Consider the following 21,883-nt stretch of genomic DNA (forward strand, 5'->3'; position numbering starts at 1 on the left):
CCTCTCCTCACCTCGGGCCCGACGATTGCAGCCCAGAGGGCACCGACGGGAAACGGACCGGCGACCCGGCCCTGGCTTGTGCCCAAGGCCACTCTGACCCCGGCCCGGCGAAGCGTAGAGAGAAAACCGAGCGACGTCTAGGTTTTCGAGGACGGTGCGGCGAGGCAGCCGTCGAACAAAGCGAGGTAATCGGCCAGGGCAGCGACCAAGTCGATCTCGTCCGGGGCAAGCAGCCACTGGGCCTGCAAGCCTTCGAAGACCGCCAGCAGATGGGCCGCGGCGAGGTCCGGCGCGGACCCGCGGGGGAAGCGGCCGGCGCGCTGTTCCGCCGCGAGTCCCTCCGCCAGCGTCTGGCGGACCCACCGGTTTCGCTCTCGGAACCAGGCGTGCGCCGGATGGTCGGCGTCGAGACTCTCCCCGGCGAGCTTGCTGTGCAGGCGTGCCAGCTCGGGCCGCGCCACTATCCGCCGACCCACCTCGAGCAGGCGCTCGCTCCAGCTCGTCGCCACGTCGTCGTCCGCCGCCGTGGCGCCCAGCCAGCCGGCCTCCTCGACATCGCGCCGCCGTAGGACCTCCACCAGCAGGTGTTCCTTGCTCGGGAAGTGGTGCAGGACGCCCGCTTCGCTCAGACCCACCTGCCGGGCGATCGTCGACAGCGAACCGCCGCGGTAGCCCTGCGCCGCGAAGACCTCCACCGCGACCCGCAGGATCTCCTCCCGCCGAGCGCGGCCCTTCACATAACTGCCCCTGGTACCCGGTGTCGCCACGGGGCTCAGGCTAGCCCAGTGACCGGCCGACCCCGACGCAAAACCTAGCTCCCGCCCGGTTTTTGTTCTAGGCTGCCCGGCGGCGGCTATCCATGCCGATGCCCGTCACGGTGGTCTCCGTCCTGAACCGCGCCGCGGGCGTCGGAAGCAGCCGACCGAACCCGACGCCGGACGGCGACACTCCCGCCGCTCCGGCTGACTCCTCCGTAAGGAACGCAGACGATGGCCGACGCCGCGCACAGTCCCGAAAGCCGGGCCGAGGATCTTATCCAGATCATGACGATCGAAGAGAAGGCCCAGCAGGTCACCGGCCTGATGGCGATGGGCCTCATCGGCATCGACGACCTGATCCCGACGCAGGCCGACCGCCTGCTCGGCGGCGGGATCGGCCACCTGGCGATGCTCGGGATGGCCGGCCAGGCGCTGTTGCGTTCGGAGGAAGCAGGGCATGCCAGGGGCCCGGTGAGCAGTGGTCAGACGGCCTGGGCGAGTTCGATGAAGGGTGTAGTTCTCGCCAAGTGACTTGATCATGTCGGTGTGTAGGTTTCGGCGAACTTGCTGTGATGGTTGCGGTGTTGTTCCTGGTCGAGGTGGTAGGCCCAGTAGGCGTCGGAGTCGCCGTTGGTGACGACGGCGCGGAGAAGGAGGACGGCTTCGGTGCCGTCGAGGCCCCATCTCGCTCCGGTGATGTCGAAACGGTCCTTGACCAGGTGTCGGCAGGAGCCCTCGACGACGCCGGTCGCGATCGCCCAGCCGTTCGCGAGCGCGAGGTCGTAGCGCAGGTAGGAGGCCTTCGCGTCGAGGTAGTCGGCTGCGGTGTCGGCGCCCTTGCGCTCCCGGGCGTCGTAGTGGTTGCGGGTCGCGCGGCGGCGGAAGCCGGAGGCGATCGCCTTTGCCCGGCCGGCGAGCACGCCTCGGGCCTGCGCGCGGACCCAGTCCTCCGCGTCGGGGTCACCCTTGTCGAAGAACGACCAGGCCGCGGTCCAGATGTATTCGAGGACGTGGACGAAGTCGACCACGATGGTGACCGCCGCCTTGCGGCGTGTCGCCTCGGTGTGGATCGCCTCGATCTGGGTGTTGTTCCCGTCGACGAGCACGACCCAGGTCCGCTGGTGGTGGGGGTCGCGCCGTTCGGCCTCATCGAAGCCGGCCGTGATGACGGTGGCGATGTCGTCGACAACGGAGGCGGTCAGCCACTTCCCGGTGGCCTTCGGCCCGTCCGCCCGTGGCCGCGGTGTCTCGTCGGCCCCGGCCTTCGAGCGGGGACGGCGGGCGATGACGTCGTCGACGGTGCGCGGCGCCGGGTGATGTCGTGCACGACCGCGATCTCGGCCATCCGTTTGCGGTTGGCCTTCTCACCCGGAGACAGGCGGGTGGACAGCCGGTGGGTGGCCGCCCCGGCGGCCTTCGCGGTCGCCGGGCGCAGCGCTTCGGGACGCATGACGATGCCCTTGCCATCGAACTGGAGGACCAGCAGCCGACCGGCGGGGCTGATCTCGGGCCGCGCCTGGGCGTAGAAGGCATCAACGTCGGCGGCCAGGCCGCGGACGAGCTCGACGGCGAGCCGTTTGCCCAGGACCTGGCCGGTCGCGCGGGCGACCGCGTCGACCGCGTCGTCGAACGAGCCCCGGGTCACCTCCAGGGCGAGCCTGCGCGCGAGCGTGTGCGAGTACAGCCCCGCCGGCAGGTTCAGCGCCGCATCCGCGGGATGCAGGTTGCCCACTCCCGCCGCGCGGTAGGCGTGGCGGCTGACCGTGACCTGCCCGAACTGGGACACCAGCCGCCGGTCATGGCCGCGCTCGGTCCGGGTACGGGTCACACCGTCGGCGCCGACCGGCGGCGGGTCAGCCCGCTCCTCCTCACGTGCCCGCAGGTCAAGATGGCCCTGGAACAGCGCCCGCAGGACCTCGCGGCCATGCCGGTCGATCAGTTCCTCGACCTCGTCGTGCCTGCCAGAGCGAGCCTCCGCACCGGCGAGCAGCGCCTCGAGCGCGAAGTACCGCACTCTGGCCTCGGTGAACGGGCCCGCCGGCGGCGGCACGGCCGGCTCCTCGTACCCTGACACGCAGGCTCCTTCTTGCTGTCACGTCCCACTGGTTTCGTCACCACGGAACGTAGCGAGAAGGAGCTTCTTCCTTGATCAATAGCAGCACGCCGCCCAGAGATCATTAGCGCAACGATCTCACTCAGCCGGAACTACACCCGTCGGATATCACGATCGGCGGCTACGGCGCCGTCGCACACGTATAAGGGTCTGTCCAGTTAACGGCTCTGTCGCAGATCCGGTGGTAGCCGATCCGAGTAGTTACGCCACGATGCGTCATGGTTGGCGTGGATGGCCTTGTGGCGGTGGTGTTTTCGGGGTTGGCGCCGCTTGTCGTGGAGGACGTGGCGGATGAAGGCTACCGGGTCCGGGTCCGGGTCCGGGTCCGGGTGAGGGCGCGGACGCCGGACGCGCCGACCGCCTGCCCGGCGTGCGGTGCGTTCACGGCGCGAGTGCACGGCTTTCACGAGCGGACGGTGGCGGACGTGCCGTTGGACGCTCGCCGTGTGATCATGATCGTGCGGGTCCGTCGCCTGGTCTGCCCGACACGCGGGTGCCGCCAGACATACCGTGAGCAGGTCCCCGGGGTGCTGGAACGTTGCCGCGTCTGGATAACGGGTGACGAAATCGAACACCTGCCCGTCGGCCACAGACCGACCCTCCTCCTCATCAGCGCCAGCGTCGGTGTTCTCCGTGGTGTGGAACGATCGTGCGTGTTCAAGCCGACTTCAACGCAACCGATGTTCGAAGGGAGAGCTATGGCGCATCCGGTAGACGACGACCTCCTCCCGATCGACCAGGTCGCCCACCGCGTCGGGCTGAGTGCCTCATTGATCCGGTACTACGAGCAGCGCGGCCTGATCGACCGCGCGGTGCAGGCCGCTGGCGGCCGCTGGTATCGCCCAACCGAGATCCGCCGGCTGGCCGTCATCCGCTACTGGCGGAGGGCCGCCCTCATCAGCCTGGACGACATCGCCGACCTGCTGCTTGCCGACCGTCCCCATCCGGCATGGAAGCAGATGATCGAAGCACAGATCCAATCCCTACAGGTCAAGGCCGATCGGCTTCTCGCGGCCCGCGAACTACTCGAACACATCCTCGATCACCACGGCGACGCCCCACCGGAGGGCTGCCCCCGCTACGAGGCGCTCATCTGGTCCAGCGACGTACCCGCGAGCCACCACCACCACGACCGCCGTCCCGGCTCGCCCCCCGTGCCAGAACGACCATGAGGAGACCACCGGACAAGAAAGAGAACGCCCGCCAACATCGGACCGGCCAGATATCACCGCGAATCGCCGGGCAGTGGCCCAGGCCACGGCGATGGTCCGACTCGCCCGGCGATGACATGGGCGGGTGCGGGATGATCGGATCTGCCCCGGGGGGTGGTCTGGACTGTGGAGAGTGTGTGACGTGACGACCTCGACAGCACCGGTGAAGACGGCTCCTGGCCGGCCGCGGTTGACCGGCCCGCAGGCCGCGGCCGCCCGCCAGCTCGTCACGTTCGCCGCCGCCCTGCCGGTCAGCCCCGACGCCCAAGTCCTGGCACTCACGATCGCGGCACGCGCCGTGCGGGACGGGGAAGCGAACCTGACCAGCATGGACCTGCACCGCTACTCCCACCCCGCCGGTGTACTCAACGAACTGGCCGGGGCCGGGTGGATCAGCGGGGAATTGGACCGGATCATCGATGCCGACCCGGCGGAGACGTTCCGCGTCCAGGCGCCCGGGTTCACCGAGCTGGTGGACCCGCCGATGGGCACGCTGATGCGCAGCCGCGTGTCGGGGTGGATCAGCCGCACCCTCGCCACGAAACCGTTGAAGAAAACCGGGCCCACCACCCGGCTGGCCGCGCTCGCCCTGGTCCTGCACGCCAACCCCACCACCGGCATCGGCACCCTCCCCGACGACCTGCCCGGGCAGGTCGTCACTGACCTGACCCCCGCGTGGATCAGCCTCCAGGCAGACGGGGGCTACCAGCTGTCCGAGAGTGCCGCCGGCTGCCTGCCCACCGGCTGACGGTTCCACGCGCCGTGGCGGCTATCGCGGTACGCGGGGCGCGAACGGCAACGAGCCAGCCACGCCACCCCACCCACGATGTCGTTTTGGGGTTTAGCCCGACCGGACACGGCGGGCCGAGCCGAATGTACGATCAACCGTGCCGGCTGGGGTCGGCCGAGGGGATCACGCCGTGAAGACCGGACGCACGACACGGCCGACGTCGCGGCACCGGTTCCGGCGCCTGTGCCGGTTCGCGGTCCTGCTTCTCGCCGCGGCTGCGGCCTTGGTCGGCCAGGCCGGGGTGGCTTCGGCGCACGCCACCCTGGAAAGCTCCATCCCGGCTGACGGCGCCACAGTCGACGACGCCCCGAGCGAGGTGCGGTTGGTCTTCTCGGCGGCGCCGCTCAGCGTCCTATCGGTGACTGTGACCGCTCCCGACGGGTCGATCATGTCGACCGGAGATCCGGTGCAGGACGGGGCGGAGGTCTTCCAGGCACTCGGCCCGTTCACCGCCACCGGTGACTACGGCCTGCACTACTCTGTGATCTCCGAAGACTCGCACGCGGTCGGGGCGTCGCTGAGGTTCACCTTCACCGGTACCCCCGCAGCCGTGCCCGCCACCTCGGCCGGCAACGAGCCGGAAGAAGGTTCGGACGACGGGCGCGGCGTCGGCGGCGTCGTCCTCGGCGCCGGCATCGTGCTCGCCGTGCTGGTGTTCGGGGTGCTGCGGCTGCGCCGCCGGGACTGACGGGGCTGGGGCCAGCCACCGGACCCCTCTACGATCAGCTCGCACCGGATCAGCGCTATATCCCATCGTTCCACGATGTCGTTTTGGGGTACACGCCAGAATGATCGCCTCCTCCACCTCGGTCATCGCCTCCTGCCACGCGGACCGGAACGGGGAAGGCCGGTCACCGTCGTACACGTGCTGGTGCGTGGCGGGCTATATGGCTGCTGGCGAGGACGCTGCGGGCGGTGGACGGCCTCTCGGCGGCCAGGCGCAGCGCGGTGGCAGCGGCGAGTAGCAGCGTCGGCGGTGCGGGACCGTACCCTGATGGCGGTCATCGAGGCCGGCTACGCGGTCGACGCCGACCTGGGGTCTGAGGTGACCGGTGCGGACTGTTCGGGTGAGGGGAACTGTTCCGCGTCCGGTAAGGACGGCAACGAGAGTTCGGGCTCGTGGATCCCGTAGAGCCCCGGGAGAGTGAGGCGGACGTGTGGGGGTCGGTCCCTGGCGTGGTGCGGCGAGCGATCGAGCGGCATGTCGGCACGGTCACCTCGGCGACAGCCGTCGACGGCGGGCAGAACAACGACCTCGCCGCCGTCGTGCACGGCGGCGTGAGCGGGCCGGTGTTCGTGAAGGCCGTCCGTGGGACCAGCCGGCCGATGCGCTGGCTGCGGAACGAGATCACGGCCGGGATGCTCGCCGACGGCATCGCCCCGGCCGTGATCTTCTCCGAGGAGGTGGAAGCCGACGACCTGTGGCTGATCGTCGGCTTCGAGTACCTGCCCGGCCGGCCCGCTGACCTCACCCCCGGCTCGGTGGACCTCGCGGTGGTGGGCAGGACGCTGGACCGGATCAGCGCTCTGCCCGCTCCCGGGATCCGCGGGTTGCACGCGCGGTGGACGGTGCCGGACTGGTGGAGCCGAGTGCGTGATGCCGCCCCGGATGTGGCCGCCGGGTGGGATGTGGAGCGGATGGACCGGTGGACGGCGCTCGCGCCTGCGGCGGTCGAGGGCGACCGGCTCGCGCACACCGATCTGCACGCCGATCAGTTCATCCTCGGCCCGGACGGTGCGGTCCACGTGATCGACTGGGGGTGGCCGGCCGCGGCCGCGCCGTGGGTCGACACGGCGTTCCTGGTGATCCGGCTCATCGACGCTGGGCACTCCCCGGCGGCTGCGGAGGCGTGGGCGGCGCAGCGGCCGGGCTGGACGCCGGACGACGATGCTCTGACTGCGTTCGCCGCGTTTGTGGCCGGTCTGTGGACGTACCGGGCGGTCACCGACGGAGCGGCCGGGCCGTGGGTCCGAGCCGCCCGTGACTACGCAGCGTGGAGAGCCGGGGTCGCGGTCAGCTGAATCACAGCGTCGCCTGCCGTATCGCGCCGCGGGACCACATTGCGGCCCGCGGTCCATGCGTGCTCCCGTGGGATGCCACGGCGGTCTGACTCGTCCCGTAACCGGAACCAGGTGTTCCACATGGAACACCCCCGCAGAGTGCGACGGCGCGACATCCCTTGTAGCAGAGTGGCTTTGGGTGCGACGCGGGGTGCGACGGATCGCGGGGGCTGTCGCACCCCGGCTCTTGGAATGCAACACACCCACCGCGAGACCGTCTACAGCTACCTGCGCACCGTGGCCCGTGTTACCTGGCTCATCGGCTGGGCCCACGGCCATGTGAAGTACCGCCGGCAGCTGTCCGCCTGCGGGGGGATCGCTCCGATCCTCGCCTGCCACGGTTGCTCTATCCTGACCTCTACAGATCAGCTAGTCGCGGTAGGGACCGTCCTTACGGACGGCCCCCCGCACAGATCCCAGCGAGCGGAACTACCGCACTGGGCTCCTGCCTCGGGTACTGGCGTCGAGCCGAACGGTAGGCAGGGGATGTCGGACCTTTGCGGTCGGTAGCCACCTGTTCGCGATGGGCCCCATCCGTCCCCAGTTCAGGTACCCGCGCTGGCTACGGCGCGATAGCGCCTTGTGCCAGGTATGGAGCACCTCGTAGCGGAAGGATGCCGTCGCGTTCATGTTGCCTGGCACGGCATAGTAGTTCAGGTGGCCGTTGACCACGCTGCGCAACCATTGCCCCTGAACGGGGGTGGGTAGGTGACTACGCCGCTTCGCTTCGATCTTGATCTCGCGTAGCTTCGCCGCCATCCGCCTCTTGTCGGTGACCCGCCGCACCCAGAAGTAGCCCCGCTTGCCCGTCGCGCAGATGTGCGTGAAGCCCAGGAAGCTGAACGTCTCGGGTCTGCCCTGCCCGCGCCGCGACCGGTTCCGGACGGTGAACCGCCCGAACTCGATCAGCCGGGTCTTGTCGGGATGCAACTCCAGGCCGAACTTCGCGAACCTCTCCCGAAGATCGACAAGGAACCGCCGCGCGTCATCCTCGTACTCGAAGCCGGCGACAGCGTCGTCAGCAAAGCGCACGGTGATCACGTCACCGCACGCGAAGTGATTCCGCCACCACCGCACCCACAGGTCGAAGACGTGGTGCAGGTACACGTTAGCGAGCAGCGGTGATACCGAAGCCCCCTGCGGTGACCCTTCCATTGTCTGCGACCGCGCGCCGTTCTCGATGACTCCCGCGCTCAGCCATTTCTGGACCAGGCGCAGGATCCGTTTGTCCGCGATCCGGTGCTCAAGGAACTTGACCAGCCATTGATGACTGAGGCTGGAAAAGAAATCCCGGATGTCCAGGTCGAGCACCCTGCGGGGTGCCAGAACTCGGCCACCGGCGTTGACCTGGCCTTTTAGGCGGCTCGTTCGTATTCGTTGATCAGGCCACCGAGGACAGGCCGGCGCTTGATCTGTTCTGTCGTGACGTCGGCGATCGGATGGTCGGGCCGGGGTGGTTGAAGGCGGAGCGCGCGGTGGGGTCGTCGTCCGTTGTAGTGGGCGGCGTACTCGGCCAGGACGGTGCGCAGATGCCGTTCGCCGAAGATCAGCATGCGGTCGGTGACCTCGGTCCGGACGGTCAGGACGAACCGTTCCGCGTAGGCGTTCGCCCGTGGGGCTCGGGGTGGGATCTTGACGGTGGTGATGCCGGCGTCGGCGAGGGCCGCGTCGAAGGAGGCGGTGAACTGGCCGGCCCGGTCGCGGATCAGGACCTGGAAGTCGGCGGCTCGGTCGCCGAGGTCCATGAGGAGGTTCCGGGCTTGTTGGGTGGTCCACGGTCCGTCCGGGTGGGCGGTGACCCCGAGGATGTGGACGGTGCGGGAGCCGACTTCCAGGACGAAGAAGCAGTACAGACGCCGCAGCGTCACCGCGCAGTCCACATGGAAGAAGTCGACTGCCAGCATGGTCGAGGCTTGGGTGCGTAGGAACTGCCGCCACGTCGTGTCGGTCTGCCGTTCCGAAGCCGGGGGCAGCCCCAGGGACGTCAGGACCCGGCGGATCGTGGACGCACCGACCCGGTGGCCGAGCTTGAGCAGCTCGCCCTGGATTCGCTGGTAGCCCCACGTCGTGTTCTCGGTCGCGAGCCGCTCAATCAGCGTGGCGATCTCCGGGCTGATCGGTGGCCGTCCCGTCCGCTGCGGGTGGGTCCATTTCCGTGTGATGAGACGGCGGTGCCACCGGAGGACGGTGCCGGGGGTGACCAGCCGGTGCGCTCGCAGCGTCTTGGGGAGAACCCTGATCAGTGCGGCGAGAACCGCGCGGTCCGCCCAGTCCCATCGGGGCTTGGGCTGGGTACGGCGCAGCACCGCGACCTCGTGCCGCAACACCAGCAGCTCGATGTCCTTGGATGTCGACGAACGGCCGAGGAGGACCAGCCAACCACAGACCCGCACGAAGATCAGATAGAGCAGGCGGATGGACATAGCTGACCATCATGCCGACAGCCGCACCGTCGCATCAGCCCAGCTCACGGGCCCAGGCCGACTTCTGGCACCCCACAGGGGTATGCGAACTTCGCGGTCGAGGTGCCGCCGTTGAAGCTGGTGCTGATCGAGAACCCGGACGTCCGCGGCAGCGGCGTCGCGGGGGCGTTGAACCATCTCGGCGTCGAGGTCGAGACGACCAACGAGGTCACCGCCGCGACGACCCGGCTGGCGGGCGCCGGCCTGGACACCGCGGTCGAGGAGAACACCGCCTGCTGCTACGCGGTACAGGACAAGGTCTGGGTCGACGACCCCGACGGCGCGCCGTGGGAGGTCTACACGGTGCTCTCCGACGTCGTCGACGGGTCGATGCCGACCCTGCGGACGGTGGAGCCGGGCAGCGGGCCGGGGTCGGCCTGCGCCTGCGGACCGGGGGTGGACTGCGGCCCGGCCGCCGACACCACCGACGTCGCCATCGAACCAGCGCCCGCCGGCACCCACTGAACCCGGTGGCGGACATCGAGCCGGGTGGTCAGCCGACGCTGACGCGGCGGCTGGCCGCCGAGGCGGTGGGCAGCATGCTCCTCGCCGCGCTGGTCGTCGGGTCGGGGATCGCCGCGGTCCAGCTCAGCCCTGAGCAGGTCGGGTTGCAGCTGGTGGAGAACGCCGCGGCGACCGCCGCCGGCCTGTTCGCCATCATCCTCATGGTCGGCCCCGTGTCCGGGGCGCATTTCAACCCGGTCGTCAGCCTCGTCGACGCCGCGTTCGGCGGCCTGCCGTGGCGTGACGCCGCCGCCTACCTGCCCGCGCAGGTCACCGGCTGTATCGGCGGGGCGGTGCTGGCGAACCTGATGTTCGACCAGCCGGCGGTGTCGATCGCCACGCACCACCGCGCGTCCGCAGCGCACCTGCTCGCCGAGATTGTCGCGACCGCCGGACTCATCCTCCTGATCTTCGCGTTGGCCCGGTCCGACCGGGCCGAACGGGCCCCGGCCGCGGTCGGCGCCTACATCGGCGCAGCGTACTGGTTCACCAGCTCGACGAGTTTCGCGAACCCGGCGATCACCGTCGGGCGGATGTTCTCCGACAGCTTCGCCGGCATCGCCCCCGCCTCCGCCCCGGCGTTCATCGCCGCCCAGGCCGTCGGCGGCGCGGTCGGCTACGGGCTGGTCCGACTGTTCTACCCACCTACCGCCACAGCCCGCGCGCAGGCCGCGCAGATCGCGCTGCCCCATTCCGACCCGGCAACCGTGAACGGCGCGGAGCCGCATGCGCCCCGAGGCGTGTCATGACCGATCCCGCATCCCCTACCCGTCTGGACGCCTTAACCGGGGTGGACCTGGCGACCGTCCGTGCGCTGCGGGCCAGCGCCGACCGGCTCGCCTAACCACTACGACACCACCTTCACCGCCGAGGAGGTGGAGGAGATGTTCCTCGACGACCTCGACCCCGCCTACACCCCACCCCCGGGCTCACCCTGGGACGCCGTTCAAATCGCCGCCCAAAGCTGGCTCCGCTACCACCACGGCACCGGCCGCGGAACCCCCTGACCACCACTGCCTGAACCCCGACCGGGCCCGCTGCCCGTCCGCCCACCACCAGCGCGGCGACGACCGGCTCACCACCCGGACCGCCCTCCGACAGAAGGATCACGCTTCCATGGCCGCGAAACCCTCCGTACTGTTCGTCTGCGTCCACAACGCCGGCCGATCCCAGATGGCCGCCGGCTGGCTCACCCACCTCGCCGGCGACCGCGTCGAGGTCCGCTCCGCCGGCTCCGCCCCCGCCGACCAGATCAACCCCACCGCCGTCGCCGCCATGGCCGAAGTCGGCATCAACATCACCGACCAGGCCCCGAAGATCCTCACCATCGACGCGGTCGAAGCCTCCGACGTCGTCATCACCATGGGCTACGGCGACGCCTGCCCGATCTTCCCCGGCAAACGCTACGAGGACTGGAAACTCGACGACCCCGCCGGCCAGGGCATCAACGCCGTCCGCCCCATCCGCGACGACATCCGCAGCCGCATCGAAAAGCTCATCGGTGAACTGCTCCCCGTACCATCCTGACCTTCCCAGCGTGCCGCCGCCCCCGGACCAAGAAATGACACCGCACAGCACCACGGCCAGCCGTCGGCATCACTACGCAGCCGCAGCCGCAGGCGTAGCGACCCGGCACCGACACACGAGTCGCGCGAGACGTGACGCCCGACTGGCATGGGGGTCACTGCTGGTCAGCGGCCTACTTCTGGCCGGCTGCTCCCCGAGCACGAGCACCCCACCAGCGCCACCCACCACCGTAGGACCGACGACGGCACCCGTCGCCCCCACCCCGATCCCGACCTGGACGTTCCCCCCCACCGCAGACCCGATCAACGACGCCTACCTCCAGTTCTGGGCCGCATTCATGGACGCCCAGACCCGCGGCGAACCGGACTACCCACCGCTGATTCGTTATACCGACGGGCAGGCCCTCGACTGGGCCCAGGCAGTGATCCGCGGCTACGCCACCCGAGGATGGGTACGCACGATCGAAAAAGGCTACGACATTCATCCGCAGGTCACCAGGAGATCCAGCGACGCCGCGCAGATAATCGACCAACAGGACTGGACGCTGTGGCCCCTGAAAGAACGCCACACCGGACAGGCCGTGCCTAACATCGTGACGCAGCAATGCATCACCGCCGACCTCGCCCCACACGACAGCACCTGGCAGGTCACAACACTCGTATTCACCCACGGCAGGTGCTGAACGCCACCGCCCGCCACCACAACTTCCGAGGACGGCGCGCGACCCAGGCCGCGCGCCGTCCTCCAGCCACGGAACCAACTAGAATTAGCCATGCACCACGGTACACAGAGCCCTCGACCGGGGCTGATGCGGCGCAGGACCAGGATGCCGACGGAGTGAGCGGCATTCTCGCCGTGGACTCGGACATGGCCAAATAGCCGCCCCACAAGTGCATTCCGACTGGCCAACAAGACCATCTCAGCAGTTCGGACTAGCCATTTTGATCCGTTCCCTACAGCTGTCGTAGGCGCCGGGTATGCATGAGCAATCGACCGCGTATTTGAGCAGTACATGAGCAGCGGTCACGTTTATCCGAGCAGCCGCCACCGTGGGTGATGTTCGGTGGTGCCGTCTCACGTGTGCCCCGTGGCCGTGAACCGCGTGCAACGCGTCCCCGCACGCGCGGAGATCTTCTCCCGGACAGCGGCGTCTCCTTCCACCTGTGGCTGTCGTCCCCCAACGCGTGCGGGATCTTCCGGACTGGCACATGATCCGCTCGGCTTCAGTCTTGCGTCGCCCCACGCGTGCGGGACGGCGCGAGGCCGACTGGTAATTCTTCAATTCGTGGTCGACTGGTGCGCACCTCATCGCGCCCGCCGCCGCAAGCCACAAGGGTCGTACGGGCGTGGAGGTGACGTCGAACCTCGCAACCGTGGCAACAGCGGTTCCACCAGCTCCCACAGATCGTCCGGGACCAGCCGCACCGCCAGACTGTTCTCCGTCACATCCATGATCAAAGATGTACCCGGACAGCCACACGAGACACCCTCTTATGCGGTTCGCCGGTGGACTAGGCCGGCGTGGTCACGGTCGTGAACGAGAGGGAGGCGCGCCGGGCCGAGCCCCCGCGGGGCCCAGCGCCTGACCACCGTAGGCCGCGCAGAAGGGCCACGGTGTTGACCTTCCGTGAACGGATCATCTCCGGATCGAACGGCATGCCCGTGAGACGACGGCCCGGCAGTGGGCGACGGAGAACAGGGTGACCGCCTGTCCAGCTGTCGCCGGTCGAGGTCCCGGGCCAACGCGGCTGGCCACGGTTGTCGGACCTGCGTCGCCATGGGTCCCACCAGCCGGGTGCCCGCGGCGCGCCGCGGGCACCATCCCGCGGTGTTACGGGACGCGGGCGAGTGCGCCGTACACGTTGACCTCGGCGTCGGTCGGGCGGTCCGGGCCGCTGGTGTCGTCGGGCCGCCAGCGGTGCACGGGCTGCACCCCGGGCTCGACCATGTCGAGGCCGTCGAAGAACCGCCCGACCTCGCTGCGGCTGCGTACCGTGGCGGGGATGCCCTGGCTCCGTAGACATCGACGACGCGCTGGACGTCGTCGGGTGCGAAGTCGGGGGTGACGTGGGTGAGCGCCAGGTAGCTGCCGGCGGGAAGCGCGTCGAGGTAGCGGCGGACGATGCCGTAGGGGTCGTCGGAGTCCGGGATGAAGTGCAGCAGAGCGATGACGGACAGGGCGACGGGGCGGGTCAGGTCCAACGTGTCGCGGAGCTCGGCCGATTCGAGGATCTTCTCCGGCTCGCGCAGGTCGGCGTCCAGGTAGGCGGTGCGGCCCTCCCCGGTGCCGGTGAGCAGAGCACGAGCGTGCGCGAGCACGATCGATACCACCCCTCGGTTGCATACACAGCCCGGTCACTGACGTGCGACCCACCGACCCTCTGAGCGCCTTCCTCGAAGGACGCCGCATCAGAGTGAGCGATCCGTCCTTCGGCCGGTCGGCAGCCATCCGGTTGGAAGACCTCACCCGGCAGGTACTGCTCAACCCCTATCTGTCCGGATCAGGCGAGCCGCAGCCCGCCATCGCAGGGCAGGACCACGCCGGTGATGAATCGGTTCTCCAGGACCGCGACGATCGCCGCCGCGACCTCGTCGGGCCGGCCGTTGCGCCGGACCGGAGCTCGGCCGGCGAACTCGTCCAGCGCGGCGCGTCGAGCGTCCGCTGGCAGCTCGTCCCACCAGCCGGTCTCGATGACGCCGGGGGACACCGCGTTCACCCGTCGGGGAGCGAGCTCGACGGCGAGTGGCGGCACCGCGGCCTCCAGGGCGCCGTTGACCGCGGCCAACCCCGCGGTCCCCGGCAGCGCGGCCTGGGCCGACCCCGCGGTCACCAGCGTGATCGAGCCGTCCGCGGCAAGCGTCGGCATCGCCAGGGCCACGGCCCGCAGGTGAGCGACGGACTTGCCCAGAAACGCTCCGGTCAGGTCGGCGTCGGCGAGCTCGGCCGCGGGACCGGCCCCGCCTCGCCGGGTGACGGTGACGACCAGGTCACTGATCGGTCCCGCCTCGCTGAAGAGGCGCCGCAGCGCGCCGACGTCCTCGGCGTCCACCTCGATTCCCCTGGCCGATCCGCCCAGTTCCTTGACTGCCGCCTCGAGCCGGTCGCGGTTGCGGCCGCCGATGGTGACGTCCGCGCCCCGGTCGGCGAGGAGCCGGGCCGTGGCGAACCCGATCCCGGCGCTGCCCCCGAGGATGGCGACGTGACGATCTTGCGTGCTGCTGCTCGCGGACATCGCGAACCTCCATTTCCGAACGACCCGTTCGCAAACTCTACCATCAATACCGAACGGACCGTTCGGTTACGATGCGGAGGTGAATGAACAGCCCGCCCGCCGGCCCGGACGACCGCGCAGCGAGCGAGCGCGCGCCGCGGTGCTCGAAGCAACCCTGGCGCTGGCAGGAGAGGTGGGACCGGCTGGTCTCTCCATGGAGGCCATCGCGAGGCGGGCCGGCGTCAGCAAGGAGACGCTCTACCGCTGGTGGCCGTCCAAGACCGAGGTGATTTTGGATGCGATGGTCGAACGCGGGCAGATGAGCATCCCGCTCCCCGACAGCGGCAGCCTGCCGGACGACGTGCACACCTTCCTGAGGTCCACGATCGACGCGCTCGACGACACCACCGCCCTTCTCCTGCGCGCGGTCGCCGCAGCGGCAGCCACCGATCAGGCGGTCGCCCATGACGTCCGAGACCGCTTCCTCATCACCAGGCGGGCCGCGCTCGGAACGCTCCTCGACCGGGCCGTCGCCCGCGGCGAGATCCCCGACGAGTACACGACGCCGCTGGTCGACTTCGTCTACGGTTCGCTGTGGTACCGACTGATCTTCGACGTCGGACCGCTCGACCACAGGTGGGCCGACGAAACAGCCACGGCGATCACGGCGATCACGGCGATCACGCGGCGGACGCCCGAGCGCCCGCCGGACTGATCAACCTCGAGGCCACCGTAGCTTGGCAGCACAGAACGTCGGGATGCCAAGATCGTGAAATGAGGTCGGGTAGGTGCGGATCCTGCTGCCGCCGAGCGAGGGGAAGGCCGAGGGCGGCGACGGGCCGTCGCTGCGGACGGCCGGGTTCGGCGACGGCCCGCTCGCGGAAGCCCGCGCCGAGGTCGCGCGGGCGGTCGCGGCGTTCTGCCGAGCCGACCCGAACGCGGCCGTCGTCGCGCTGCGGCTGCCGGCCTCGCGCGCGCAGGCCGATCTGGCCGCCAACACCGCGATGCTGGACGCACCAACGATGCCAGCGCTCGACCGATTCGTGGGCGTGCTCTACCAGGCGCTGGCTCCGGCGGCGCTGCCACCCGCCGCGCGAGCCGCAGCCAGCCACACCCTGTTCGTCTCCAACGGGGCGTTCGGCCTCCTCAGCGCGGCCGAGTCGGTACCCGACCACCGGGTCGGCATGGCGGCGGCGATCCCCGGCCTCGGTGGCCGTACCGCACCGACCGTGCTCGCGGCCTTCTGGCGCGCCCGCCTCGCGCCAGCCCTGCCCGACCTGCTCGCCTGCGCCCCGGACGCCGTCGGCGAGCACCTCATCGTGGACCTCCGCTCGTCGGACTACGCGACCGTGCCATCCCTTTCCGGACCTCTCCGCGCCAACGCCCTGCCCGTGCGTGCCCTGACCGAGAAACTCGTCGACGGGCACTGGGTCCGCCGTCCACTCAGCTACCAGGCGAAGCAGACCAAGGGCCTGCTGACCCGCGCACTCCTGCTCACCGAAGCCACCAGCCGCCTGGTGAAGACCATCGACGACGTGGCCGAGGTGGCAGAGTCCGCCGGCCTCGTCGCCGAGCCGCGCGGCACCGCGACCGCGCCCACCCTCGACGTCATCACCCGCTGGAACCCGACCGCCTGAACCATCCGGGGCAGCCAGCAGAAACCATCGCGGCCAGGACCAGTGCCGCGACCTGCGCGCGGTCCCAGGCCTGGCACGAGATACCCCACTGCGGGTACACGGCGGTGTTGCGTCGGGCGGTCTCCGCCAACGCGAAGCCCGCGGTCGCGTGGCTGAGCACCAGAAGGCTGCCGGCTCGGGCTGACAACGCGTCGACGAGCTGGCGCGACCGGCTCGTTAGAGCGGCATCGTTAGCCCCGTAGCCGGCGACGGCGACCATCCATCTCGATCAGGAGCGCGCCCAAGGGGCAGGCCACCTGCGCCCAGGGCGGGCCTGTCGTACGTCCGGGAGGATCGTGCCGAGGGCTGCGGCCTCTCTCGCCGGTGTCCGGTACGGCAGCAGCGCGGCGCTGGCCGCGCAGGCGAGTCCTGCGATGAGCAGCGTGGTCCTGACACCGGTGAGCGCGGCGAGCCCGCCGCCGGCGACGATGAACAGCGGCTGGATGGTCTTGGCGCTGATCCCCCAGGCAGTCCGTACCCGGGCCATGTAGGCGTCGGCGGTGACCTCCATCCGGTAGGTCGCGAACACCGGGTTGAACACTCCCGCGCAGGTCAGCAGGGCCGTGTCCGCCAGCATGATGATCGCGAGTCCGGCCAGGCCGTGGGGCGCGAGCGGGTACAGCAGCAGCCAGGGAGCGCGCGCCGCACCGGCGGCGAGCAGGACACGCCGCTGCCCGTACCTGCGCGTCAGAGCGGGCGCGAGCCGTGATCCGGCGATTCCACCAAGGCACGGTAGGCCCAGGGACAGTCCGTAGGCTGCCGCGGGCAGGTGGAGGTCGTCGAGGATGAGGACCGCGAGCAGCGGAAGGGTCATGATGACCGGGCCGCCGAACAGCATCGCGTTGAGGAACAGTGGCCGCAATCCGGGGTGGGCGAAGATGTAGCGCCATCCCGGTCGGATGCCGGAGTCGGCGGAGCGCTCGGGCGGCGGCGGTTCAGCTGCGCGGATGCGCCGCACGCCTACGGCGGAGCCGAGGTAGGACGCTGCGTCGATGGCCATCGTGGCGGTGGCCCCGAGGCCGCCGATCAGCAGCCCGCCCACCGGTGGACCCGCCGTACTCGCTGTCCAGTCGGCGGTCTCGAACCAGCTGTTCGTCGCCAGACGTCCCGCCGGGTCCGTCATCGCTTTCAGATGCGCCCCGCTGGCGGCGGCAAACGCGATTGACGCGGTCGTGGAGATCGCCCCGACCGCGACCAGCTGCGGGTAGGTGAGCACATGCAGTGCGGCGGCAGCTGGCACGCTGGCGAGCGCGGCGCACCGCACCAGATCCGCCGCGATCATCACGGGTCGTTTGCGTCGGTGTTCGATGCCGGCGCCCAGTGGCAGCAGAACCGCCGCGGCGGTGAGCCCGGCCAGGCCGGACAGCAACGACACCTCGAACGCGGAGGCGTGCAGGACAAGGACGGCGACGATCGGCAGCGCCCCCGACCCGACGCCGGTCCCAGCCGCACTCACGGCGTACGCGAGGAGCAGGCTGCGGCGATCTTGGTCGCGCACCCGGCGCGCTGTACCGCTCGTACGGCGATGGATGTGGGACGGATCGACCACGCGGCACCTCACGAACCGGTGGAGAGAATGCGACAAATAAAGATAGTCGGATTATTCACTACGCTAGATACACGATGGCAATATGGCATGATTCCTGACTTATTTGAGCGGGTTCTGAATATCAGCTGATCTTTCCTTAGGGCTACTGGCTCACTCTGACCGGACTCGCCAACTTCGCCGTCACACAATCCTCCTACCTGCACACCGCCAACGAATGGAGCCTCGGCACCCTCAGCGCACGCGCCCAGCCGTTCACCACCAGCGCCAGGCATCCACTCACCGCCCAACCCACCTAGCCGAAACAATCAAGGGCTGGCTGCACCACAGCTGAACAGCTCCCTGCAAAGATCTGGTCGGAGACCTGCCCCTTGCCGCTTCCCGGCGTGGCACATACGCACCGCCGAGTCCCCGCGTGTAGGATACGGGCTTCCTAGTACACCATGCACTATGTACGGAGCTGGTTGTGTCGCATCTCGTCGCTCACGTTCAAGCAGGAGGTCCCGGAAGGCTGATCTTGCGAGCCGACACGGAGGCAGCTCGTGGCGATCAGTGATTCGGATATATCGAGTGCTCTTTCCGCTTACATCGAGTGTTACCCGGATGATGCCACGCTGCTGGCTGAGCCGCTGCTACTACTTTCTCAAGGACGGGATTTCGCCTCACGGCGAACCTTTCCAATGCACGTAACTGCCGGTGCACTTCTGGTCCGTAGTGACAGCTGCGGTGACACCGAGATCCTGCTGGTCGAGCACCGCGCGTACGGGATCATGTTGCAGCCTGGCGGCCACCTGGAACCGACCGATACCACACTCATCGGCGCGGCAATGCGCGAGTTGACGGAGGAGACCGGTGTTGACCTCGACATGGTCTTCCCCGCGTCGCAGAGCCCCGTCTACATCGAGTACGGCCAGGTCCCGGCACGACCGAAAAAGGACGAGCCGGATCACTACCACCTCGACATCGGGTACGCCTTCACCACGGCGCATGCGGACGTGGGGCGCATCCAGGAGTCCGAGGTGCGCGGTGCCGCATGGCATCCGCTCGCCGTAGCCGAGCGGCTTGTCGGCCACCGCATCGCGCGAGCGGTCAGCGCACCGGTCTAGATCGGTTGACTGCGCCGCGATGCCGGTCTGACCGCGATCGAGCGGGCTGCCCGTGCCGGGTGGGAGCGTACGAAGGTCTCGAAGATCGAGCACGCCACCCGGCCCCCGTCAGCGGCGGACGTCCGCACATGGTGCGAGATCAGCGGCGCCGAGGGCGAGACTGCGGGTCTGCTCGCGTCCCTGCACTCGGCGGAGGGGATGTGGGTCGAGTAGCGCCGAATGGAGCGCTCCGGGCTGCGTCACGCTCAGGAGGCACGGCTGCCGCTGTATGAGCGGCAACGGCAACCGGCCGCTGACGGAAGGCAACGGCGCCCGGTAGCTTCATCGTGAACGATAGAGGCGTCCGCAGTCCGACCAGAATGGAGGGACCCGCGTGCCGATCAGGTCGGTGTTCTTCGACGTAGGCGAGACGATCGTGGATGAGTCCCGGGAGTACGGGACGTGGGCGGACTGGCTGGGGGTGCCTCGGCACACGTTCTCTGCGGTGTTCGGCGCTGTGATTGCCCGTGGGCTGGACTACCGGGAGGTGTTCCAGGTGTTCCGGGCCGGATTTGACCTCGGGGTGGAGCGCGAGCGGCGCGCGGCGGCCGGGCAACCGGAGTTTTTCGGCGAGGAGGACCTGTACGCCGATGCTCGGCCCTGCCTGGCGGCGTTGCGCGCCGAGGGTCTGTGGGTCGGCTTGGCGGGTAACCAGACCGCCCGCGCCGAAGTCATCTTGCGGGCGCTGGATCTCCCCGTTGACGTGATCGGAACGTCGGACAGCTGGGGTGTGGAGAAGCCGTCGGCGGGGTTCTTCGAGCGTGTCGTCGCCGAAGCGGGTTGCCCGGCTCGGGAGGTGCTGTACGTCGGTGATCGGCTCGACAACGACATCCGTCCTGCGCAGGCTGCCGGCGTGGCGACTGCCCTCATCCGTCGGGGTCCGTGGGGCTACATTCTTGAGGATCCCGCAGTCGAGGATCATTGCCTGTTTCACCTCGACTCGTTGACTGAGCTACCGGATCTGGTGCGCAAGTACAACGAGGCGAACTGACGCTCCGCAGGCTGGAGGTCACGATATTGGTGACAGTGCTCTGATCTGGCCATCGAGGTGTCGACCGTGCTTGCTGTCTCCCAGGAGTGGCCGGATAGCGCGTACGCGGTCGATCCCGGTCGCGTACCAGTCGGTGGTGAGCGCGTCGATCGCTTGGCCGAGATAGTCAGCGATGCGGTCGCCGTCCCGGCCATGGGCTCCGGCGAGATCGGCCAGGATGACGCTGCGCTGTTTGCTCCCCTGCGCGCCGAGCCGGTCCGCCGCCGCAGTCAGTCGCCGAGCGGCTTCCGGGTGATCTCCGGTGGTGAGGGCGGCGTAGCCCGCGAAGGAATCAAGGCGGGCCGCGTCGTAGAAATCGAACCATGCGAGATCGCTGGGAGCGTTGGGTAGCGACGCTTCGGCGAGGTCGATCTGGTGGCGGCTGGTCGCCGAGGCGCCGCTTCTGGCTTCGATCTCGGAGGACACGCAGTGCAGCCAGGACCGGACGATGGGATCGACGCCGTGCCAGCAGTGCTGCAGCGCGGCGGCGAGTAGGTTCCGCGCACTGCCAGGATCCTGGTTGAAGCCGGGAATGAAGGCCATGTGACCGAGGACGGTGGCGGCGAGCGCGTGGTCGCCGGCTTCCTTGCTGGCTGTCAGCGCGACCTCGTAGCAGCGGGTGGCGACGGCGGGCTGGCCGAGATCGAAGAAGGCGAGGCGCCCGGCGAGCAGCGCCGACTGGACCAGCCCGGCGGCGAGTGCCACGCGTTGCGTCCCGTGGGCGCCGCGCACGAGTGCGACGCCCAGGTGGGTGTGCGCGAAGGACGCTTCGAAGAGCGGGCGCGGAGGGCTGTTCCAGTAGAGTTCCCGCTGACCATTCGCGATCTTCGTGTAGGTCTCGGGGTCCACCTGGGAAGATCCAGGCTGCGGGTCGCCCTCTGCCGACGCCACGGACAGCAGCGGGCTCAGCAGGGGAAGCGCGCCCGCTCCCAAGAGCGCGCGAAGGACGGTGGCCCGATCCCAGCTCGCGTCACCAGTCGCGCCAGATGGCATGCCGTCCACCCTCCCCATCGTGATGTCAGGGCGCATCTTGAGCTCGTCTGGTGTGAGCAGGCCGAGTTCGCTCGCGGGCTTTCCGAACACGGTCACCAGGTGTTTGCGGTAGCGAGGCTCAGGGCGCCGCTCGCCGGTCTCCCATCGCCTGACCGTATTGGCGCACAGGCCGGTGTACGTCTCGCCGACGTGGTCCATCTCCATGCCGATGCGGCGGGCGACCTCGTCGTGTGACCAGCCGCGTTGGAGTCGTTCCCAGGCCAGATTCCGGTTCGGGGGATGACGGTTGCTCGCCACTCCGCGCCTCCAGCGGCTCGTCGGGCAGGTGTCGTCGACCACGATGAAGCTATCGGATGCTGCTACCTTCCGTCATTGACTGGTTGCCCTTGGACGGGCTGTGGACGGTACCGCCCACGTTGGTAACCAGGTTTTCTGATCAGGCCGGCGCGGACCAGTCGCCGGGCCGTACCGGCTGGCTCGAGAGCCTGCGTCGGCCGGACCAAGCCGTCTACCTCCCAGCGGGTCACCGCAACTGCGGCGACGCCCAACTCCTCACGCAACCTCGCAGTGAGCCGGGAGGCGGGACGGCATCACTGGAGTCCTTCACGAGCCCGTGTCCCATGTGAACGGGCGAGACAGGAGTGTGATGATCATGGAAACCATTATGGCCGACGCGACCACCGCGGGGATCAGCGAGCTGGAGCTCGACGTCTCGATCGTCGAGCAGGGCGACGCGGCGGACGCGCTGCTGTGCACCACCGACAACGGGTGCTCGACGAACAAGAGCACCGACTGCTGACATCGCCGAGGGTCCGGGTGGTGGGGGGGGGGGCGGGGCGCGGCGCCCCCGCCCCC

Annotated in this window: 21 protein-coding genes and 6 pseudogenes; 19 read left to right on the forward strand and 8 right to left on the reverse strand. The window is 69.2% G+C overall.

Annotated elements, in window-relative coordinates; genetic code table 11:
* Nucleotides 1–137 precede the first annotated feature (137 nt).
* Nucleotides 138–737, reverse strand: a complete 600-nt coding sequence (locus tag MXD62_RS30120; protein ID WP_248832758.1) for a TetR/AcrR family transcriptional regulator — start codon at nucleotides 735–737, stop codon at nucleotides 138–140.
* A gap of 252 nt (nucleotides 738–989) precedes the next feature.
* Here MXD62_RS30120 and MXD62_RS30125 point away from each other — a divergent pair, with 252 nt between their 5' ends.
* Nucleotides 990–1,289, forward strand: coding sequence for a hypothetical protein (locus MXD62_RS30125; RefSeq protein ID WP_248832759.1), 300 nt, complete (start codon nucleotides 990–992; stop codon nucleotides 1,287–1,289).
* Nucleotides 1,290–1,294: 5 nt separating this feature from the next.
* On the opposite strand, the pseudogene MXD62_RS30130 reads toward MXD62_RS30125, so the two are convergent.
* Nucleotides 1,295–2,808, reverse strand: a pseudogene (locus MXD62_RS30130) (ISKra4 family transposase).
* 281 nt (nucleotides 2,809–3,089) lie between these two features.
* Between MXD62_RS30130 and MXD62_RS30135 the strand changes: the two are divergent.
* The 6 genes and pseudogenes from MXD62_RS30135 to MXD62_RS30160 form a co-directional block, all read left to right on the forward strand.
* Nucleotides 3,090–3,410 (forward strand): annotated as a pseudogene (locus tag MXD62_RS30135) (transposase family protein); the annotation flags it as partial.
* A complete protein-coding gene (locus MXD62_RS30140; protein ID WP_368862469.1) occupies nucleotides 3,399–4,043 on the forward strand; it encodes a MerR family transcriptional regulator in 645 nt (214 codons plus the stop codon). The pseudogene MXD62_RS30135 and the gene MXD62_RS30140, both read left to right, overlap by 12 nt.
* A gap of 181 nt (nucleotides 4,044–4,224) precedes the next feature.
* On the forward strand, nucleotides 4,225–4,830 hold the full coding sequence (locus tag MXD62_RS30145) for a hypothetical protein (protein ID WP_248832760.1): 606 nt from the start codon (nucleotides 4,225–4,227) through the stop codon (nucleotides 4,828–4,830).
* A 172-nt stretch (nucleotides 4,831–5,002) separates the two neighbouring features.
* Entirely contained in the window at nucleotides 5,003–5,560 is a 558-nt protein-coding gene (locus tag MXD62_RS30150; protein WP_248832761.1) for a copper resistance CopC family protein, read from the forward strand.
* Nucleotides 5,561–5,866: 306 nt separating this feature from the next.
* Nucleotides 5,867–6,004: a hypothetical protein gene (locus MXD62_RS30155; protein ID WP_248832762.1), complete on the forward strand. Its 138-nt coding sequence runs from the start codon at nucleotides 5,867–5,869 to the stop codon at nucleotides 6,002–6,004.
* A gap of 44 nt (nucleotides 6,005–6,048) precedes the next feature.
* Nucleotides 6,049–6,894, forward strand: coding sequence for an aminoglycoside phosphotransferase family protein (locus MXD62_RS30160; protein WP_248832763.1), 846 nt, complete (start codon nucleotides 6,049–6,051; stop codon nucleotides 6,892–6,894).
* Nucleotides 6,895–7,362: 468 nt separating this feature from the next.
* Here the strand turns inward: MXD62_RS30160 and MXD62_RS30165 are convergent, their stop codons facing one another.
* Entirely contained in the window at nucleotides 7,363–8,244 is an 882-nt protein-coding gene (locus tag MXD62_RS30165) for a reverse transcriptase domain-containing protein (RefSeq protein ID WP_248832764.1), read from the reverse strand.
* A gap of 44 nt (nucleotides 8,245–8,288) precedes the next feature.
* A complete protein-coding gene (locus MXD62_RS30170) occupies nucleotides 8,289–9,356 on the reverse strand; it encodes an integrase core domain-containing protein (protein ID WP_248832765.1) in 1,068 nt (355 codons plus the stop codon).
* Between the two features lie 78 nt (nucleotides 9,357–9,434).
* Between MXD62_RS30170 and MXD62_RS30175 the strand changes: the two are divergent.
* The 5 genes and pseudogenes from MXD62_RS30175 to MXD62_RS30195 all read left to right on the forward strand — a co-directional run.
* Nucleotides 9,435–9,860: pseudogene (locus tag MXD62_RS30175) on the forward strand (ArsI/CadI family heavy metal resistance metalloenzyme); the annotation flags it as partial.
* 5 nt (nucleotides 9,861–9,865) lie between these two features.
* The gene (locus MXD62_RS30180) at nucleotides 9,866–10,648 is read left to right on the forward strand and encodes an MIP/aquaporin family protein (protein ID WP_248832766.1); all 783 of its coding nucleotides are present in this window, start codon (nucleotides 9,866–9,868) and stop codon (nucleotides 10,646–10,648) included.
* Nucleotides 10,649–10,708: 60 nt separating this feature from the next.
* On the forward strand, nucleotides 10,709–10,906 hold the full coding sequence (locus tag MXD62_RS30185) for a hypothetical protein (RefSeq protein ID WP_248832767.1): 198 nt from the start codon (nucleotides 10,709–10,711) through the stop codon (nucleotides 10,904–10,906).
* 109 nt (nucleotides 10,907–11,015) lie between these two features.
* A complete protein-coding gene (locus MXD62_RS30190) occupies nucleotides 11,016–11,426 on the forward strand; it encodes an arsenate reductase ArsC (RefSeq protein WP_248832768.1) in 411 nt (136 codons plus the stop codon).
* 337 nt (nucleotides 11,427–11,763) lie between these two features.
* On the forward strand, nucleotides 11,764–12,108 hold the full coding sequence (locus tag MXD62_RS30195; RefSeq protein WP_248832769.1) for a hypothetical protein: 345 nt from the start codon (nucleotides 11,764–11,766) through the stop codon (nucleotides 12,106–12,108).
* 1,149 nt (nucleotides 12,109–13,257) lie between these two features.
* Here the strand turns inward: MXD62_RS30195 and MXD62_RS30200 are convergent.
* Together MXD62_RS30200 and MXD62_RS30205 are read right to left on the reverse strand one after the other, a co-directional pair.
* A pseudogene (locus tag MXD62_RS30200) lies at nucleotides 13,258–13,748 on the reverse strand (SAM-dependent methyltransferase); the annotation flags it as partial.
* Nucleotides 13,749–13,927: 179 nt separating this feature from the next.
* Nucleotides 13,928–14,659: an SDR family oxidoreductase gene (locus MXD62_RS30205; protein WP_248832770.1), complete on the reverse strand. Its 732-nt coding sequence runs from the start codon at nucleotides 14,657–14,659 to the stop codon at nucleotides 13,928–13,930.
* Between MXD62_RS30205 and MXD62_RS30210 the strand changes: the two genes are divergently transcribed.
* Together MXD62_RS30210 and yaaA are read left to right on the forward strand one after the other, a co-directional pair.
* The gene (locus MXD62_RS30210) at nucleotides 14,640–15,353 is read left to right on the forward strand and encodes a TetR/AcrR family transcriptional regulator (RefSeq protein ID WP_248832771.1); all 714 of its coding nucleotides are present in this window, start codon (nucleotides 14,640–14,642) and stop codon (nucleotides 15,351–15,353) included. The genes MXD62_RS30205 and MXD62_RS30210 overlap by 20 nt on opposite strands.
* 73 nt (nucleotides 15,354–15,426) lie before the next feature.
* Nucleotides 15,427–16,275, forward strand: a complete 849-nt coding sequence (gene yaaA / locus MXD62_RS30215; protein WP_248832772.1) for a peroxide stress protein YaaA — start codon at nucleotides 15,427–15,429, stop codon at nucleotides 16,273–16,275.
* A gap of 268 nt (nucleotides 16,276–16,543) precedes the next feature.
* On the opposite strand, the gene MXD62_RS30220 is transcribed toward yaaA, so the two are convergent.
* Entirely contained in the window at nucleotides 16,544–17,812 is a 1,269-nt protein-coding gene (locus MXD62_RS30220) for an MFS transporter (protein WP_248832773.1), read from the reverse strand.
* A gap of 191 nt (nucleotides 17,813–18,003) precedes the next feature.
* On the opposite strand from MXD62_RS30220, the pseudogene MXD62_RS30225 reads away from it, so the two are divergent.
* The 4 genes and pseudogenes from MXD62_RS30225 to MXD62_RS30240 form a co-directional block, all read left to right on the forward strand.
* Nucleotides 18,004–18,159, forward strand: a pseudogene (locus MXD62_RS30225) (IS66 family transposase); the annotation flags it as partial.
* A 243-nt stretch (nucleotides 18,160–18,402) separates the two neighbouring features.
* Complete coding sequence (locus MXD62_RS30230) at nucleotides 18,403–18,966, forward strand: NUDIX hydrolase (RefSeq protein ID WP_248832774.1); 564 nt, start codon at nucleotides 18,403–18,405, stop codon at nucleotides 18,964–18,966.
* A gap of 9 nt (nucleotides 18,967–18,975) precedes the next feature.
* A pseudogene (locus MXD62_RS30235) lies at nucleotides 18,976–19,251 on the forward strand (helix-turn-helix domain-containing protein); the annotation flags it as partial.
* Nucleotides 19,252–19,339: 88 nt separating this feature from the next.
* Nucleotides 19,340–19,996, forward strand: a complete 657-nt coding sequence (locus MXD62_RS30240; protein ID WP_248832775.1) for an HAD family hydrolase — start codon at nucleotides 19,340–19,342, stop codon at nucleotides 19,994–19,996.
* An 18-nt stretch (nucleotides 19,997–20,014) separates the two neighbouring features.
* On the opposite strand, the gene MXD62_RS30245 is transcribed toward MXD62_RS30240, so the two are convergent.
* Nucleotides 20,015–21,226: an XRE family transcriptional regulator gene (locus tag MXD62_RS30245; RefSeq protein ID WP_248832776.1), complete on the reverse strand. Its 1,212-nt coding sequence runs from the start codon at nucleotides 21,224–21,226 to the stop codon at nucleotides 20,015–20,017.
* Nucleotides 21,227–21,680: 454 nt separating this feature from the next.
* Between MXD62_RS30245 and fxlA the strand changes: the two genes are divergently transcribed.
* Nucleotides 21,681–21,827: an FxLD family lanthipeptide gene (gene fxlA / locus MXD62_RS30250; protein WP_248832777.1), complete on the forward strand. Its 147-nt coding sequence runs from the start codon at nucleotides 21,681–21,683 to the stop codon at nucleotides 21,825–21,827.
* Nucleotides 21,828–21,883 lie beyond the last annotated feature (56 nt).

This window comes from Frankia sp. Mgl5 (assembly GCF_023242985.1).
In the GTDB taxonomy this organism is placed as follows: domain Bacteria; phylum Actinomycetota; class Actinomycetes; order Frankiales; family Frankiaceae; genus Parafrankia; species Parafrankia soli.

Excerpts from the sequence above, each read along its gene's own strand:
- MXD62_RS30155 (WP_248832762.1), top strand. The coding sequence starts at position 5,867 with ATGGCGGTCATCGAGGCCGGCTACGCGGTCGACGCCGACCTGGGGTCT.
- MXD62_RS30195 (WP_248832769.1), top strand. The coding sequence starts at position 11,764 with ATGGACGCCCAGACCCGCGGCGAACCGGACTACCCACCGCTGATTCGT.
- fxlA (WP_248832777.1), top strand. The coding sequence starts at position 21,681 with ATGGAAACCATTATGGCCGACGCGACCACCGCGGGGATCAGCGAGCTG.
- MXD62_RS30170 (WP_248832765.1), bottom strand. The coding sequence starts at position 9,356 with ATGTCCATCCGCCTGCTCTATCTGATCTTCGTGCGGGTCTGTGGTTGG.
- MXD62_RS30125 (WP_248832759.1), top strand. The coding sequence starts at position 990 with ATGGCCGACGCCGCGCACAGTCCCGAAAGCCGGGCCGAGGATCTTATC.
- MXD62_RS30205 (WP_248832770.1), bottom strand. The coding sequence starts at position 14,659 with ATGTCCGCGAGCAGCAGCACGCAAGATCGTCACGTCGCCATCCTCGGG.
- MXD62_RS30190 (WP_248832768.1), top strand. The coding sequence starts at position 11,016 with ATGGCCGCGAAACCCTCCGTACTGTTCGTCTGCGTCCACAACGCCGGC.
- MXD62_RS30245 (WP_248832776.1), bottom strand. The coding sequence starts at position 21,226 with ATGGACCACGTCGGCGAGACGTACACCGGCCTGTGCGCCAATACGGTC.